Annotated in this window: 16 protein-coding genes; all 16 read left to right on the top strand. The window is 41.2% G+C overall.

The window, feature by feature from the left end:
• Positions 1-143: 143 nt before the first annotated feature.
• The 16 genes from BTO10_RS04250 (at position 144) to BTO10_RS04175 (ending at position 16,867) form a co-directional block, all read left to right on the top strand.
• Positions 144-1,706 (top strand): methyl-accepting chemotaxis protein, encoded by a 1,563-nt coding sequence (locus BTO10_RS04250; protein WP_105023673.1) that lies wholly within the window; start codon positions 144-146, stop codon positions 1,704-1,706.
• 310 nt (positions 1,707-2,016) lie between these two features.
• Positions 2,017-2,235, top strand: coding sequence for a Flp family type IVb pilin (locus tag BTO10_RS04245; protein WP_105023672.1), 219 nt, complete (start codon positions 2,017-2,019; stop codon positions 2,233-2,235).
• A 121-nt stretch (positions 2,236-2,356) separates the two neighbouring features.
• Positions 2,357-2,812 (top strand): A24 family peptidase, encoded by a 456-nt coding sequence (locus tag BTO10_RS04240; protein WP_105023671.1) that lies wholly within the window; start codon positions 2,357-2,359, stop codon positions 2,810-2,812.
• Positions 2,813-2,832: 20 nt separating this feature from the next.
• Entirely contained in the window at positions 2,833-3,657 is an 825-nt protein-coding gene (cpaB, locus tag BTO10_RS04235; RefSeq protein ID WP_105023670.1) for a Flp pilus assembly protein CpaB, read from the top strand.
• On the top strand, positions 3,657-5,021 hold the full coding sequence (locus BTO10_RS04230) for a type II and III secretion system protein family protein (protein WP_105023669.1): 1,365 nt from the start codon (positions 3,657-3,659) through the stop codon (positions 5,019-5,021). The genes cpaB and BTO10_RS04230 overlap by 1 nt, the downstream gene beginning before the upstream one ends.
• Positions 5,018-5,497: a hypothetical protein gene (locus BTO10_RS04225; protein WP_105023668.1), complete on the top strand. Its 480-nt coding sequence runs from the start codon at positions 5,018-5,020 to the stop codon at positions 5,495-5,497. Before BTO10_RS04230 ends, BTO10_RS04225 begins: the two co-directional genes overlap by 4 nt.
• Positions 5,497-6,738 (top strand): AAA family ATPase, encoded by a 1,242-nt coding sequence (locus tag BTO10_RS04220; protein ID WP_105023667.1) that lies wholly within the window; start codon positions 5,497-5,499, stop codon positions 6,736-6,738. Before BTO10_RS04225 ends, BTO10_RS04220 begins: the two co-directional genes overlap by 1 nt.
• Positions 6,735-8,006: a CpaF family protein gene (locus BTO10_RS04215; protein ID WP_105023666.1), complete on the top strand. Its 1,272-nt coding sequence runs from the start codon at positions 6,735-6,737 to the stop codon at positions 8,004-8,006. Before BTO10_RS04220 ends, BTO10_RS04215 begins: the two co-directional genes overlap by 4 nt.
• A 1-nt stretch (position 8,007) precedes the next feature.
• A complete protein-coding gene (locus BTO10_RS04210; protein WP_105023665.1) occupies positions 8,008-8,910 on the top strand; it encodes a type II secretion system F family protein in 903 nt (300 codons plus the stop codon).
• The gene (locus BTO10_RS04205; protein WP_105023664.1) at positions 8,907-9,749 is read left to right on the top strand and encodes a type II secretion system F family protein; all 843 of its coding nucleotides are present in this window, start codon (positions 8,907-8,909) and stop codon (positions 9,747-9,749) included. The genes BTO10_RS04210 and BTO10_RS04205 overlap by 4 nt, the downstream gene beginning before the upstream one ends.
• A gap of 12 nt (positions 9,750-9,761) precedes the next feature.
• A complete protein-coding gene (locus tag BTO10_RS04200; RefSeq protein WP_105023663.1) occupies positions 9,762-10,502 on the top strand; it encodes a tetratricopeptide repeat protein in 741 nt (246 codons plus the stop codon).
• A complete protein-coding gene (locus BTO10_RS04195; RefSeq protein WP_105023662.1) occupies positions 10,486-10,968 on the top strand; it encodes a TadE/TadG family type IV pilus assembly protein in 483 nt (160 codons plus the stop codon). The genes BTO10_RS04200 and BTO10_RS04195 overlap by 17 nt, the downstream gene beginning before the upstream one ends.
• Entirely contained in the window at positions 10,958-11,515 is a 558-nt protein-coding gene (tadF, locus tag BTO10_RS04190) for a tight adherence pilus pseudopilin TadF (protein WP_105023661.1), read from the top strand. The genes BTO10_RS04195 and tadF overlap by 11 nt, the downstream gene beginning before the upstream one ends.
• 11 nt (positions 11,516-11,526) lie before the next feature.
• Complete coding sequence (locus tag BTO10_RS04185) at positions 11,527-13,113, top strand: pilus assembly protein (protein ID WP_105023660.1); 1,587 nt, start codon at positions 11,527-11,529, stop codon at positions 13,111-13,113.
• 8 nt (positions 13,114-13,121) lie between these two features.
• Entirely contained in the window at positions 13,122-13,748 is a 627-nt protein-coding gene (locus BTO10_RS04180) for an OmpA family protein (RefSeq protein WP_105023659.1), read from the top strand.
• A 515-nt stretch (positions 13,749-14,263) separates the two neighbouring features.
• Entirely contained in the window at positions 14,264-16,867 is a 2,604-nt protein-coding gene (locus BTO10_RS04175) for an EAL domain-containing protein (RefSeq protein WP_181143953.1), read from the top strand.
• Positions 16,868-16,882: the final 15 nt, after the last annotated feature.

The following is a 16,882-nucleotide window of genomic DNA, read 5'->3' as shown; positions in this document are numbered from 1 at the left end:
AACTGACGTCGATGTGAGCCAACTAGCTTAAATTCGTATAAATAGCAGGCATTTACACAAAATGTGAAGTTCACATTTTGTCATAACTTTAATAATTGTATATATTCCTCGCCTAAAATAATAATTAACAAAAGTTAATAACAATGATTGTCAGTTCATCTTCTCCATCTCGTGAAACGTTACTCAGCGAGCACGAACAACTCGTATCAACGACGGATCTTAAAGGCGTGATTACTTACAGTAATGATGCTTTTTGTCGTATCGCAGAGTACAGCCAACAAGAATTGCTAGGACAACACCACAATATTGTGAGGCATGGTGATATGCCTAAGGCTGCTTTTGCCGATATGTGGTTGAACCTTAAGCAAGGTAAAGCGTGGCGCGGTATCGTAAAAAACAAAACTAAATCCGGTGGTTTTTACTGGGTAGATGCTTATGTGACACCAATTTACGATAATGGGAAGGTAAGCGGTTACCAGTCTGTACGTGTGAAGCCTAAAAATGAATGGGTACAAGTCGCTGACAAAGCATACCAAGGTTTATTGAAGGCTGAGAAATCTGGTCGTCAATGGTCGCTGCAGATCAGTGATAGTGTTCGTTATGCTGTGTTGCTGGGCTCGCTGGCTGCACCACTGATTTCAAACCTTGTTGAAGTTGGGCAAGTGTCCCAATGGCTTTTGAGCCTATTACCTGTTTCTGCTCTTGCGCTGTTGTTCCGCCAAGAACTCATCGATACTCCGCTACAGTTGAAAAAACTGCAATCAAAGTTCGATAGTGTGAGTCGACTTGTTTACTCAGGGAACAGCAGGTTTTCTGTGGCTGATTTCCACTTAAAACTGTTGTCTGCTCGCATACGTACCGTACTAGGCAGAATGACGGATTCAGCGAAGCCATTGCAAGATTTGGCTGATAATCTTAATGCTACGTCGTTTGAAGTGTCTGAAGCGCTAGATCAGCAAACAAAAGATATTCTACAAGTACGTGAGGCTACCGAAGAGGTTGAATTAACCGCGAATGAAGTCTCATCTCGTACTGAAGAAGCGCATCAGATTGTCGATGTGACTTTAGAGACTTGTGCTGTCGCGAAAGAGAGCATTAACCAAACTCATCGCAACCTTGAAAACCTAGCTTCGCAAGCTGAGAAAGCGACGCAAACTACTTACCAATTGAGCGATCAAGCGCAAAGTGTCAGTAAGATAATGGAAGAGATTGGTGGCATCGCGGAGCAAACCAACCTGCTGGCGCTAAACGCAGCAATAGAGGCGGCGAGAGCGGGTGAGCAAGGCCGAGGCTTTGCCGTAGTGGCTGATGAAGTACGTGCGCTGTCTGGGCGTACCTCGAACGCGACAGTACAAATCAAAGAGAGCATCGAAACCATGCTCACAACCATTGAAGGTTGGCAGAAAGACATCTTAGCGAACAGAGAGCAGACCGATGCATGTGGTGATGTAGCTAAGGTGAGCGCAGAGCGTTTATCTGAAGTTGAAAGCTTGATGCAATCTATGAACGAGTTGATGCAGTCGGTAGAAAACTCAGCCCATAAGCAACGTACTCTTTCGAGTGAGGTGAATCTTCACATGCAATCTATCGCGTCGACAGCAGAACAGAATTTGGTCGCAACACACTCAGTGAAGGATCATTCGACAGAGCTTAAAGAACAAGTAAACGAGTTCTATCAGTTAGCTAAACGTTTTGAAGAAAAGTAGCGACGTATTTAATCTATATTATAAATGTCAAAATTAAACAAAATGTAAATGTTCAGCCCTGCTTTTTAGCGGGGCTTTTATTTATCTGTTACATAGTGTTAAGGACTTTAATTTTTATAATATTCTTGGCTTAAAGTGTATTTTAGAAATTTTTAATAGTTTGATGCTCTTACTCGCCATAAATATATTAGTCCCACTACGCTTAAATTTGCTTAACTTTGCTATGTACTGATTTTTGAGTTTTGGTGTGAGGATGATTGTGCTCAGAGCGAGCAAATTATTGATATCCAAATTTATAGGTAAAGATTTAATGTTAACTAAAGCATACGTGTCTGCTAGCAATTTTTTCCATTCATTTAAAAACGATGAACGCGGCGTGACTGCGATCGAATATGGTCTGATTGCCGTAGCAATGGCTGTGTTAGTAACGACAGCAGTGGGAGACGGCGGTTTCATCAACGAGTTAGAAGATGCTTTTGATAAAGTCGCTACTGCTATTTCGACTGCAGGCGGTAAAGAGCAAGGTTAATCCTTAATATCTAGTTTAGTAATAATTAGATACTTATGCCGGACTAATATGTTATAGGTCTGGCATTGTTAGTTTTAGATATACTGTAAGATTTATTTTACTTTATTTATGTGGCGTTCCTATTTTTAGTCATGAATTTTATCTAGTTGGCTTGGCAATATTGTGTATATATGTGTCGGCCACTGACTTTCTCTACCGTAAGATACAAAACAACGCGTTATACGTATTACTGCTATTGCAGTCTTTCTTATCTCCGTTAGATATTCAAGTTATGAGCTTTTTACTCGTGTTAGGTATAGGGCTTATTCTTTATAAGCTAATTTGGATTGGCGCTGGTGATATTAAATATGCATCTGCTTTATCACTTACCATTCCTGTTCATGATCTAATTTGGGCACTCGTTATGATGGCTTTTTCTGGTGGGGTTTTAGTAGTTTTTTATCTAGTAAAGACAAAGTTGATAAGCAAAATACTAGCGAGAGAAACGTTGAATGATCAAAAAGGTATTCCGTATGGGATTGCTATCAGCATCGGATTCTATTTGGTTATTTTAACTAAATCTACGCCATATATATAACCTCAAAGAATGAGAATATTATGAGATCACGACTGGTATTACTTGTTGCCATCGCTGCTTTAATCGTGGGCGCATTAGGCGCTGTCGATTTGTTTAAGAGTGAACCCGAGCCGAACACTGCCGATGAAGTGGTCGTAGAAAAAAGCGAAGAACATGTGGGAGTTTGGATTGCAACTGAAGCCCTTAAAAAAGGGCATGCAGTCAATGCACAAGATGTTGTTAAACAACAATTGCCTCTTAGTGAAGCACTAAAACTTGGTGTCAGAGAAGATACACAAATCAGTTTCTCGCCTTCCATTCTATTAAATCGAAACCTGCGCTCTGGTGATGTGGTATTACCTGAATATCAAGTGAGCCCTGGTAGACCTGGCTACATTGATCTTCTCGTTACCGAGAACATGACATTGTACCCATTAAAAGTTAGCGATAAAAACTTGATAAATGACTACATCCGGCCGGGGTCTTTTGTCGATGTGCTTACGGTGAGCTCTCCTAATGCCAATTTGGCTGGCAACCTTGATAAGCCGAAGCGTTTTCGCGGAGTGAAGGCGTCGATGTTTTTGAAACATGTCAAGGTGCTCAATATCGGAAATGATGACACAGGGGATAGATCGATTACTGCTCGCTCTCCAAGTGAAGAGGCTGGCTTAACGACAGTTGTCATTGAAGTAAGCCCGGATGATCTACCCAAACTCGCCCTTGCACAACGAACCATGCACATCGAAATTTATCGCAGCCAAACCTATAGTCAGCCTGAGTTTGCTGAGGTGCGTAATATCATTGATAACTACACAGGAGTTAATGAGTTACGTGGTAATGAGAACAATCCAAGAGAGGCTTTGTGATGAGGATTATCCATCAAGGAGCATTGTTTGGCTCCATTTTAGTAACGCTGTTTGGCTTACTTTCAACAACAAATACTTTCGCTGCTGATCGTTCTATCACTTTAAATGATGGTCAACACATTCAATTTAAAACACCTATCGGTCAAGTGTTCATAAACAACCCTAACATCGTTGATTACAAGGTAATCAACGATAGCACTCTTGTTGTGTTTGCAAATAGTGTGGGCCAATCGCGATTGATTGTCTATGGAGTGGATAACGACGTGCTGTTATCCGACCGTATTATTGTTGATTTGAACTTAACGGACGTCAGGAAACAACTCAAATTCCATTTTCCTGACGCTCAAGTAAAGGTTCAGTCAATAGGTGAGCAAGTTGCAGTGAGTGGTATCGTTGATTCAGAAGAAACGCGTGACGATATTTATCGCTTGGTCGCGACGTTACTAGACCGAGAAAAAATGGAGAAGTGGGACAAAGCACAAAAGCTAAAATTTAAATCCGACAGCTCGGATTATGAAGAGTCTGAAAGCATGGTGTTTGCTCGCAATATGACGTGGCAAGGGATCATCGAGCGAATTGAAGTCGCCACGACTCAGCAGGTGAACGTTAAAATATCGGTCGCGCAAGTGACAGAATCGTTTGGCCAGACCATTGGTTCTGATTGGAGTACGGTAGGTTCAAGTGTCGGGCAATTTGTTTTTGACCAATTCAATGCGGCTAAGCTCACTACCTTGATTACAGCGTTAGGAAATGACCAGATCGCAGAGGTTCTGGCTGAGCCGAACTTAACCGTATTATCCGGTGAGTCTGCAAGTTTTCTGGTTGGCGGGGAAGTACCTGTAATCATGTCTTCCAATAATAACGTCAACATCTCATTCAAAGAGTTCGGTATCAAGTTGGATCTAACGGCCAAAGTGTTGAGCCAAGACAAGATCCGAATGCAACTGGCACCTGAAGTGAGTGAAGTTGAGGGGTATGTTGAAGCAGCTGGTATCAAAGTGCCACAGCTTGTTTCTCGTCGTGCAATGACAACGATAGAGCTGGCCGATGGTGATAGCTTTGTTCTAGGTGGTTTGATGAGCAGCGCTGATTTGGAAAAAATGCAAAAGATCCCATTTATTGGTGATATTCCAGTTCTTGGCGCCGCGTTTAGAAAAGCAACCACCGAAAGGAAACGTACCGAATTGATCATCGTCGCTACTGTAAATCTAGTGGAGCCAATGAAGCCAAAAGATATTCAACTTCCGTACATTAAGAAGACATCGACATTGGCACGTTGGTTGAACATCAAGTGGGATGGTAAGGAAGTAACGTCGTCTGATGCAACAATTCGTCTGCTGTCGCAAGGAGGATTTATCCAATGAAGAAATTAGCATTGATAGCCTTGTTCTCTACCTCACTGTTTGGCTGTGCTTCTGAACAGTATTTCGTCGCTCAAGGTGCAGAAGCTCTTGTTTACAAAGAGCACCATAGTTTTGAGTTTGTTATTAAAAAACGCGATAAAACAGCTCAGCAGATTAGTGACTTGATACAGGAAATTGAATCGGTCGATAAAGAGGCTACCTATGTGGTGGATTATAAGTCAGCTGCGAACAAACAGCTGCTGCAGAGTATTTTTAAACAGTATCCATCGCATATTATCACACCACAACGAGTTGTTTATCGGTATGCCCAGTCGTTGCCAAGTGACCTAGGAATCAAAGTAACGCTAACGCGCTTGAAGACACAAACGTGCAAGCCAGCCCAAATACATGTCAATTTGAGGCAGTCTGACTGTTTTGTTGAGTCGATGAGATTGAAGCAAGTGGCGCATAAGTCAAGATTGGTAGGAGAGCAATAATGTTTGATTTGACAAAAGCGTTAGCAACCAAAGCCAAGCCAGTTCTGACAACCTCGAGCGGTGTGGCTGGGTGTACGTTATTTTATCAATCACAAGAGTGTTTGAATCTAGTTCAAGAAGTATTTCTGTTTGAAGGGTGGGATGAGCCAGCTTGCGTAAACACAACGGCCGGATTAACCAAAGTTACCGAGCAACAAAGCAGTCATATTGTGATTCTTGAGCTTAATGAGTCGAGCAATGTTGTAGAAGATGCAAAAGCTTTCGCTAGTAAACTACCAACTCATAAAGGCGTGGTAGTTATCGGTAAAGAGGATGCTATTTCAACGCTTCGCTCTCTTAAAGAGATGGGGTTCTACTACGTTTTCTGGCCGGTGAATAAACAAGAATTTGCGGACTTCTTAACTCACGTGAGTAAGAACCTCAAAACCTTTTCTGGTGTCAGCCAGAAACGTAAAGCAAAACGCGTTGCTATTGTTGGTAGCAAAGGTGGTGTGGGCGCGTCGTTTATCTCTACTGAACTTGGGTCACTGTTATCGACACAAGGCTCAGATACGATTCTTGTCGACCATCAAAATGCTGGTACTAATATTGATGTTTTGCTTGGGCTAAAAGATTTTATGCCGCGAACCATTGATGAGTTTACCACGCCATTGCACGAAATGGACGAAGAGGGTGCATTGAGCTACCTCTTTAATGCTCGTAAGCATCTTCGTTTGTTAGCGATTGATGGTGAGAAGAGCCCAAGTGATATTTTTAATTATAGCCAAACCTTATGTGGACTGTTGGCGAGAAACACCAACTTCATTATTGAAGATTTTTCTGGGGCAGTGGACTTCAAAGTTGAACCACAACTCTTGGCAGAAAATTTTGATGTGGTTGTGTTGGTGTTCGACGCATCGGTGTCATCGGTGAGGAGCGCTAAGCGGCTGTATGAAAAGATAGAGAGCTTACAGCTGACTTTGTCGTCGCGTACTCGCATCATTATGGTCGCTAACTACCATCGACCTAAAAATTCTTTTGTGTTGGAAAAGTCGGATCTTAATAAGTATCTGGGAGTGAGTGTTGATCTAGAGTTTGACTATTGTAAGTCGCTTGCGCACATCATTATTGATGGTAAGCGAGGACATAAACACGACCGAAATATTAGTCACTCTACGGAGCAGTTGGTCAAACTCATTAATGGCCAGCCGATCGACCAGAAAGCGATGAACTCTTGGTTAAAGAAGGTGCGTGTTAAATGAGTTCTAATAAAGACTTATATCTCGCCTTTCGTGGTCAAATTTTTGAAGCGTTAGACGCCGAAGCGGTTCAGAAAATGAGCCGAAAAGAACTAGAATCACAGATACAAGCGGCAGTAGATTTATTAGCCAATAGCTACCAGAGACCCATCACATCAATGATGAAATCTGGTTTAGTGAAAAGCCTTATCGATGAGCTGTTTGGGCTTGGTCCTTTGCAGCCTTTGGTCGAGGACCAGTCTATCTCCGATATCATGGTTAATGGGCCCAATAACATCTTTTTCGAACGACATGGTAAGGTCAAAAAGTCCGAAGTTTCGTTTGTGAATGAAGAGCAGTTGTTGGCTATTGCTAAGCGTATCGCTTCACGTGTAGGCAGACGCGTTGATGAACTCTCTCCAACAGTTGATGCCAGGTTAGATGACGGTAGCCGTGTGAACATCGTGATTCCACCGATTGCGCTGGATGGCACATCGATCTCTATTCGAAAGTTTAGAGAACAAAATATCGGGTTTGATGATTTGATCGATTTTGGTTCGATGTCACCTGATATGGCGAGAGTATTAATGATAGCGTCTCGCTGTCGTATTAATGTGCTTATCTCTGGTGGTACTGGTTCCGGTAAGACAACCTTATTGAACGCTTTGTCTCAATACATTGCGGAAGACGAACGTATCGTCACTATTGAAGACGCCGCTGAACTGCGTCTGCAACAACCTAACTTAGTTAGACTTGAAACGCGAACCTCCAGTGTTGAACAAACTGGGGCTGTGACTCAGCGAGACTTGGTGATCAACGCGCTTCGTATGCGTCCTGATCGAATTATTCTCGGTGAATGTCGTGGCTCTGAAGCATTTGAGATGTTGCAAGCGATGAACACCGGCCACGATGGGTCTATGTCTACGCTGCACGCGAACACGCCGAGAGATGCAATTGCCCGTGTTGAATCAATGGTGATGATGGCGAACTTGAATCAGCCGTTAGATGCGATTCGAAGAACAATCGTGAGTGCCGTTCAGATGGTTGTACAAGTTAATAGGCTGCGTGATGGTACGCGTAAAATTACCAGTATATCGGAAATTGTTGGACTTGAAGGCGATAGCGTGGTGATGGAAGAGATTTATGGCTTTCGGCACGACGATGCTCTTTTCGGCGAAAATGTGAAAGGGGAGTTTGTCACCAATGGGATCATGCAGCGCTCTGAGCTTGTGAAAAAAGCGAAATTCTTTGGGCTTTATGAAGAGCTTATCGAATCCTTTAAGGGAGTTTAGCATGCTTTGGATTTCATTGATCCTGTTCGCTCTTTTACTTCTTTTGATCCGAGATTCAAAGGTAAAAAAGGTCAATCAATTCTTCAATATTGAAGACGTAGAAGTTGAAAACTTTGACGCCATTAACGTGAGATCATTAGTTGGGAAACAGGTTTGGCACAGGTTTAGAGAGTCTATTTCACCTACCCTGATGGTGTTGGGGCCGCGTTCAACCTTGTATATCACTTTATACGTCATGGGTAGTCTGGCTGCCTCTTGGTTCATTGTGATAGACCTATTATCTGTGACTAAAGCTTGGTGTGTACCTGTGTTAGCTCTCGTTTTTACTTTTTTCGGCTATCGTTTCTTGGTGACTAAAAGGCGCCGAGATTTCGAGAATACCTTCCCTGACGCGTTGAATATTCTGATGAGTGCCGTGACGGCGGGTGACAGTTTAATGCAAGCCATTAGCTATGTCGGCGAAGTGATGCACAATCCTATCGGGCGTGAGTTTAAGTTGATGGGAGACCGACTTAAGTTAGGTGAGTCTCCGGAAGTAGTACTTAAACGCTCGTGTAAAAACTACCCGTATTCAGAGTTTTTATTCTTTACTGTAACGCTTAGAGCCAATATTGCGCGAGGCGGACAACTTAAAGGTGTGTTGGCTCGATTAATTCGTGTGTTGGTGGATGCTAGAACGTTAGAAAAAAAGAAGATGGCAATGACTTCGGAAGCCCGAATTTCAGCCAAGATAGTGGCTGCTATCCCTCTGATTTTTATGATTATTCTTAGCCAAATCAATCCATCAAATGTCGATTTTGTACTTCATGACCCCGAGGGGAGAGTCGTATTGTTTTATGTGCTGGGCAGTGAGCTTATCGGCTTATTTATTGTTTGGTTATTAGTAAGAGGTGTTCGCGCATGATGATACTAGCTGCACTTATTGTGCTGTTTTTGTCGCTGCTCTTTTTGATCATCGAGTCGGTACAGGCCGAACAGCGCAGACAGAAATTAGCGAATTATCTAGCGACTGATGCTATTAAACCGCCTTCGCGCTTGAATCGATTTTTCATTAGATTTGGCAAGGAGCATCATGATGAGCTCGAGCAGAAACTGATCGAAGCGGGATATTACAACACGAAATGGGCGAAGTTCTATTTTCCCGCGAAGGTATTGGTATTGGGGGTGGTCTCTATTTTGGTTCTGATGGGAGACATGACGTCGAGTAACCAACTGTTGGTTGCGATTACCTCTTTAATTACTGTAATTGTACTTCCAGATACTTTGTTGCAAGTGCGCCGTAAGATACTTATCCGAAAAACCTCCTCACAGCTTCCTTACCTCTTGGACATGATGTCAGTATGTGTACAAACCGGTATGACTATAGAGGCTGGTTTAGCTTATTTGGCTCTAGAGCTTGCAGAGTTCGATTCTGACCTTTGCTACCAAATTAAGCGCACATCTGACTCAGGTAAAATACATGGTATCGAAAAGGCTTTGAATGATCTTTCGGAGCGTATCCCCACCCCTGCGGTGAGAAGTTTTGTTCTGACTATTATTCAGAACTTGCAATACGGAACGTCTGTCGCACAAATACTCAGTGATCTTGCTGAGGATATGCGTAAAGAGCAAATGCTTACGGTTGAGGAGAAGGTAGGTAAGCTCTCTGCCAAAATGAGTGTGCCTTTAATTTTATTCATCATGTTTCCAATCGTCATTTTGATTCTTGCGCCGAGCATCATGCAAATGACATTGAGTATCTAGAGGGCGGTTCGAATGAATAAAAAGCGCACTTATTTGATGTTGTTAACGCTAAGCCTGTTATCAGGGTGCCAATCGACACCTACTGAGCAAGAGCAACGACACGCGGGTGTGACCAATATGGAGAAGGTTAAAAACTACGACGGCCTTATCAGCCATTATAAATACCAGTTGGAGCAAGGCTCGGAAGATCCAGCAGTGAAACAGAGACTGGCCTGGGCATACTTTCACAAAGGTGATATTGAATCGGCAGATTTCTATGTTCAACACCTTCATCAAGAGGGCATCGTTAACCCAAGTTTGTATCAGCTAGAGGGCCAAGTTTTCGATGATAAAAATGACTTTGGCCGTGCTATTTCTTCTTATATAAATTCGGTTGAGGCCGGAAACAATTCCGGTCAAATTCACGTATTACTCGGTGTGTCATATGCAAAAATAGGTCAGTACGAAAAAGCATACCAGGAGCTGAGTCTTGCTCGCTTACGTGGCTACGACGACATTGTAATAAAGAATAATATCGCGATGATTCAGATAGCTAATGGTGACTATCATCAGGCGATTGAAACGTTAGCTCCGGTGTTGAAAGAAGATCCCGCTAATAAGATCGTCAAAGCAAACTTGGCGATAGCATTGATGAAAACCGACAAAGTCAACTCAGCTCAAAAGCTACTAAAAGACGACTTTTCGACGCAAGAAATTCAGGCTATTACCGCCAAGCTCACTCAAACGGGAGCGTCTAATGAAGCGCCTTTATAAACAGAAGGGAGTAACTGCCATTGAGTTTGTATTGGGTGCTCTGGTTCTGTTCTTTGCAACCTTCGCAATTTTTGAGTCGAGCTATCGAATCTACGTCGTGAACATGACCGAGTACTCGCTTAGAGAAACCATCAGAAACGCTAAGATCTATGAGGGTAAAGGGGTCAACGAGCAGTACGAGAAAAAATTCAGAAGCTTAATTGAAGATGATGACAACTTATGGCGCTTTTTAATTGACGGTTCACGTTTCTCGATCAAAGGGAGGTATTTTAAAAACTATGATGATTTTGTGGCGAACAGAGGACACGCTGGGCAAAGTTTGAACTTCAACTATGACCTTGCCGAAATCACTGTAACTTACCGCTACACGCCGGTCATTATGCTAGTAGGCGCTGCAGATAGAGATATCTCTCGCACCATGGTTTTGAATTTAGAACATGAGGGTTGGAAAGATGATGAGCTGTAAACAACGTGTCTGTTCTGCGTCTCGTCAACAAGGCTCTTTTACCATTGAATTACTGTTCGTACTGATCGCACTTTGGGGTGTTTACCTCTTTGCTGCTGACTTGAGCAATCAATTACTTACCCGCGCAAAGCTTGATCGATCGAGTTTTGCTTTGGTGAATATTATCAAAGAACGTTCTCGTTACTTTGATGGCGATGTGCTAGCTGGACAAAACGTTTCCGTTATGCGGAAAGAATTACGAGATATGGTGAAAGTTGCAAGTCGAATGCTGAATACGCCCGTTAACAATGTTGCAATTAAGATAGAGTCGTTAACCAACAACAATAATGTTGCTGAGTTTAGTAGTAGTAAGTTTAGAAACTTAAACTGTCAAACCGATTCAATTATTGATCATGCGGATTTAGCGCCGGTAGATAAAGGTGTTGTTTACCCCTTATACCGCGTTAGCCTTTGTGAAGAAGAAAGCTTCTGGTTCCAACCTTTCTTTAACGGCGGTACAAGCACTACCGTCAAGATTATCTCTTCTTCAATCATGCCGGGGAGATAAAAGAGATGAAAATGCAGCTTGAACGGAAAATCAACCTCCAGCACCTCAGCTTTCGAAAACAGCAAGGGGTTGCTGCGGTATGGATGGGTTTATTACTTGTTCCTATCATGGGAATGACCTTTTGGGCGGTTGAAAGCACGCGCTACGTGCAAGAGACCAGTCGACTTAGAGATTCTGCAGAGGCGGCGGCGATAGCGGTGACCATAGAAGATCGGCCTGGTCTTGCGCGCGAGCTAGCGAACCAATATGTCGAAAATTACGTGAGAGACATCAAATCAACGAATCTTTCTACCCATAGGTATCATCAACCGCAAGATGAGGAAGCAGGAGTTCTTGAATATATCCAATACACGGTTAATGCAAAGACGACGCATGACTCTTGGTTTGCGAGCCGTTTTATCCCTTCGTTTGGCGAACAGCAAGATCTCGCAGGTCGCTCATTAGCTCGAAAATACTCGTCTTATCTTAGTGGCGACAAGAATATCGATATTGTGTTCGTATCTGACTTTTCTGGCTCAATGAATATGTCGTGGGGAGAAAAAAGAAAAACAAAGAAGATCGCGGACCTAAAAAATTCAATTGATGTCATTTCGAGCAAATTGCTTTGTAAATCCATCCGCAATGTATATGAGGAAGGGGAGTGGAAACAGGTTTGCCTAGATTCGGAAGAAGAAAATTCAGCAAACAAGCTGCTCAATCGCGTGGGGATCGTGCCTTTTAATATACGGACGAGAGAAAAAGTAGCAAAATATGATGCTAATGTAACTAGCCAATTGAGTTATAAAGATAATTTTAACGCTGATGTATCTCCATATTCCTACTATGACATCGATTGGAACTTCTGGATTGGTTACAAACAAGAATACATCACAAACTGCGCAAAACAAAAGAAGGACGACACCAAAGGAAAAAAAGTTCATTGCCCAGCACCAATTGAGGAGAATTATCTGGTCGCAAAACGTCTCGCTGACGTATTGCGTACAACTAGAGTAAGAACGCCTGATACTTTTGATTATGTTGATTTCCCTAAAACTTTGTCAACCATGTTTATTGATAAATCATCATTAATATCGAATTACTATCACTCAAAAGAAAATCGCCTGCTTCAATGGTTTGGGAGCCCTGAGCCATTGCAGTTTTATACAATACCACTGTCAAACGATCGAAGAGCAATAGATAAAATCCGTAACATGTGGCCGACTGGTGGAACGTCGGCATATCAAGGTATATTGAGAGGTTTTCAAATTTTAAATGATGGTAACCCTCATAGCGACGATCCAGAAGAGCAACAAGCTTACAATAGTAAAGCAAAGGTGCTATTGATTTTGAGCGATGGAAAAGAAAACCCCCCCAATAACATTTTCAAGGAGTTGGTTAACAGAGGTATGTGTGACCAAGCTAGAAAAGCAATACCTGGTTTATACATAGGTGTAATTGGTATCGATTTTGATGCGTCTAACCAATACGGGTTTCTAGAATGTGTGATTGACCCAAATGAAGACATCATAGATGTAACCAAAAAAGATGACCTAATCAAAAAGATTGATGAACTTATTCGTTCACGCACTGAAACAAGTGGTACTACTAAGTTGTACTAGAGGAAAATATGAAAAAGTTAATGATCAGCTCCATCGTCCTATCGGCGTTACAATATAGTCTACACGCCAACGCGGAGCAAAGTATCAACGTTTATTGTGACACGGCATTCAGTGAATACCAACATAGCGTTAGGGTTGGTGATGTGGTGGGTATTGCCCAGCACAGACTGGGCGTTCTACAGATCGAACAGCAATCTGATAGTAGTGCATTGAAGCAAGCCTTAGCCAGTCAGTCCAACATGGGGGTGAATCAATCAGGATGTGAGACTTGGATAAGTAACCAAGAGCGTCACGGGCTATTGGCTCGTCTTCACTTTGGGTTTGATCAACACAACTTAACGCCAATGGGCAGCAAAGCCTTAACTCAATTAGCTAGCGAATTGCAGGCTAGTGGCAACTCGGTCACTGTTGATGGGCACACAGACAGCACTGGTGATGAAGGCTACAACCAAGCTTTGGGGCTACAAAGAGCACTTACAACATCAAATGCTTTGGTTGCTGATGGTGTAGAGAAGAATCGCTTGGTTATTCGTTCTTTTGGTGAGACCAAGCCGATCGCCTCTAATGAGAGTTCAGAGGGAAGAGCAGAGAACAGACGAGCAGAAGTTTGGACATCTACAGGTGATGACGACTAAATTCATAGCTTAACCTGTCTGTAGCTTGGCTACCTATTGAAATAATGGGAAGTTGACAAAAATGGTGATTTGTCACTTCCCTAAAAATATTATTAACCGCAAGTAATATACGCAGAATCCTATATAAAAGTTCGTGATGCACACATTAGTTGCAGAGAGTGCTCGTTTATTACGAGAGCAAGTGTCAGCCCTCAACTTGGTTGTATACTAAAAGAAAGTCGCCTCACAGTGCTGCTTGATGTTATCTGTCATGGAGCCGTTACCACCCCACCTATTTTTAGCTTTAACGTAATTTTAATTAAGATTTGTCACCTCACAATTCCTCTTTTTGTACAACTTTCTTCCGAGAGCTAATTTTTTGCTTAACTTTCCTTAAGTAACATTAGTATTTAAGGGGGGGGGGCTTCGGTAACCTCTAGGTTATTTTTATCCATCCCGGAACCTGTTAGATGCGAATGAACGAATCGTATGTATATAGAAGTGTATTGATCACATTTATATATTGCGTGCTCTCGGTGAGTAAGAGTTTTGCCACGAATGTTTTCAATGAAACTCCGACTGTGTATGAAGACTTAAAGACCTTTCGAGTTGGGGTAATCACAGGTAGCGCTTCCGATAAGCTTGTGAGCGATATAGGTGAAAAGCGAGTGTACGAAAAGTATTTGGATAGCTTAGCGAAATATTTACCACCAGGAATACGAATAGAGTTACTAAAAGCACCATTAAGTGAACTTTTAGACTTAGCACAAAGAGGTGCAGTTCATGCGGTATTCGATTTATCCCCAAATGAACAGCGAAAAGATACTTTCTCATTCACTAAACCTATTCGTGATGAAATTGTTTACATATATAGCAAGTTAGACTTTGAAGAAGGTTTTCAAAGAGGCGATGAAGTATATGCATTGAAAGGCTCAACGTGGGGAGAGGACGCGCAGAGCTACTTACATTCAATTGGCCTTCGCAATAACGTTTCCTACGTAGAAAGCATATCGGACCTTTATAGCAAACCAATATTTGTAGCGGGTAACACAAGTTTATTAAAACTATACCCACATAAGGCACCCATTACGTCTAATAAATCAATACATGTCGGAATTATAAAAGAATACGCTGGTTTTTTATTAGACCCTTTTAACTCAGCACTATCGGACGTCGGAGACATATATCTAAAAGAGGAAATGAAAAATAGTAAACTAAGCGAAGTCGACTTAATTGTTGATGTGGATGTTAAACCATTTTTTAGTCACGATGATAATGATGTCTCTGTGCTTTCAAAATATCAATATTTATCGAATAAAATGGGTCTTTTTAAAATAAAACCCAGAGAGTGTGACGATGAAGAGTGCGAGCTAGGAAGTAATAAATTATCACGTCTTACAATTTATTCAGAAGATCTATTACAGGATTTCTATGTGACTGAGAGCATAGGCTTGTTAAAGCAGAGTCTGTTTACATTAGAAGACAATGAGCAAGTGGGTCGTGTCGGTGTGTTGCAACGAAACGAGCGGGTAGCATATCAATATGGTAGAGAGACGATATCTTATAAGTGCTCGAATGATTTGATTGAGGGGTTTGAAAACGGAGAGGTTAATGGATTTATAGCTAGTGATTTAGATGGTCATTTAGCTATGGCTAACCTCGGCTATGAACAATATAAAAATCAACTGGTTGGTTATGAATCTGTTGTGTTTGCAATACCTAAAAATATGAAAGGCTCAAAAGTCATTTATGACTCTATATCAGACTTGATTGCTACCGCTAAAAGTACAGGGTTTATTGATAGAGAAGATGTGGCTAATACATATATGATTGAGGAGACGGCACAGGTTAAATTAGTCGAACGGCAAAATTTGCACACAACGTATATCATATCGTTAGTGTTATTTTTGACTCTTTGTGCGTACCGAATAAAAAGTTATTTCTCCGACGGTATCAATGGATTATACAATAAGAGAATGATCAATCTATTTTATAGAAAGAAGAATTATAGTCATATTCTATTTATAAGAGTGAATAATAATTATGATGATGTAAATGACTTTTCTAGGCATCGTAACGATAGTTTAGCTCTACTTACAAAGCAACTTGCCCCTTTTAAGTGTATTAACTATAAAGCCTTTAGGTACCTAGATGATGCCATTATTATTTTTGTCGACTGTCATGATGATATGTTGATTTATAAGTGTATAGATGAAGTTTCTCGTAAAATTTCAAAGTATAACCTAATTATAGATGTAGGTATAAAAGAAACGACAGGGGATTGCTGCTCTGATATTAAATTATCAAGCTCTGCGATGCTGGTAAACAGTGCTGAAAAAAACAAAAATTATTGCCATTACGAGTACTCTAAAATAGCTAAGAGTTATATGGATAATCGAGCTATAGAAAATTCAATCAATGAGTGTCTAATGAATGAAGAGTTTGATTGTTATTTTCAGCCTAAAATAAGGCTAGATAACAGTGAACTGTATGGTGTCGAAGTATTAGCTAGATTAAGTATTAGAAATCAGTCCATTTCGCCTGAAATATTTGTTCCAGTATTAGAGTCGCAGAATAAAATTCATACGCTTGATTATCTTATGATTAAGAAGACAATTAATTATATCTATGAAAGTTCAAGTTTTGATGTGAATTTTTCTGTCAATGTTAGTTCAACAAGTATTGCAAGTGATGATTTTAGAGAGAAAGTATTAGCTCTGATCTCAGTTAACAATGATTTAGATAATCTTGAGTTCGAGATAACAGAAACATTGACTAGAGAGTGCTTTGACCTGGTTCAAAAATTTATACTTGAGGTGAGGAAAATATCTAGCATAAAGTTCTCACTTGACGACTTTTCTACAGGGAACTCGTCGCTGCTAGTACTAGATAAAATACATTTTGACACGGTTAAAATTGATAGAAGTATTTTGGAAATACTGAGAAAAAAAGAAGGTGGATATAATCATATAAAAGAAATTGTCAATTACATAATAAGCAAAGAAAGTACAGTGTGTTTAGAAGGAATTGAAGATGAAAATGATTTGGATATTGCACATGAGCTAAAAGTAACCTTCGGACAAGGTTGGTTATTAGGAAGACCAATGACAGTTAGCGATTTCAACTTAAAATACAGATAATTTTGGCTTAAAACA

The organism is Vibrio chagasii, assembly GCF_002954585.1.
Taxonomy (GTDB): domain Bacteria; phylum Pseudomonadota; class Gammaproteobacteria; order Enterobacterales; family Vibrionaceae; genus Vibrio; species Vibrio chagasii_A.
The sequence above is the reverse complement of the archived record's forward strand: the minus strand, read 5'-3'. Positions and strand labels throughout refer to the sequence as shown.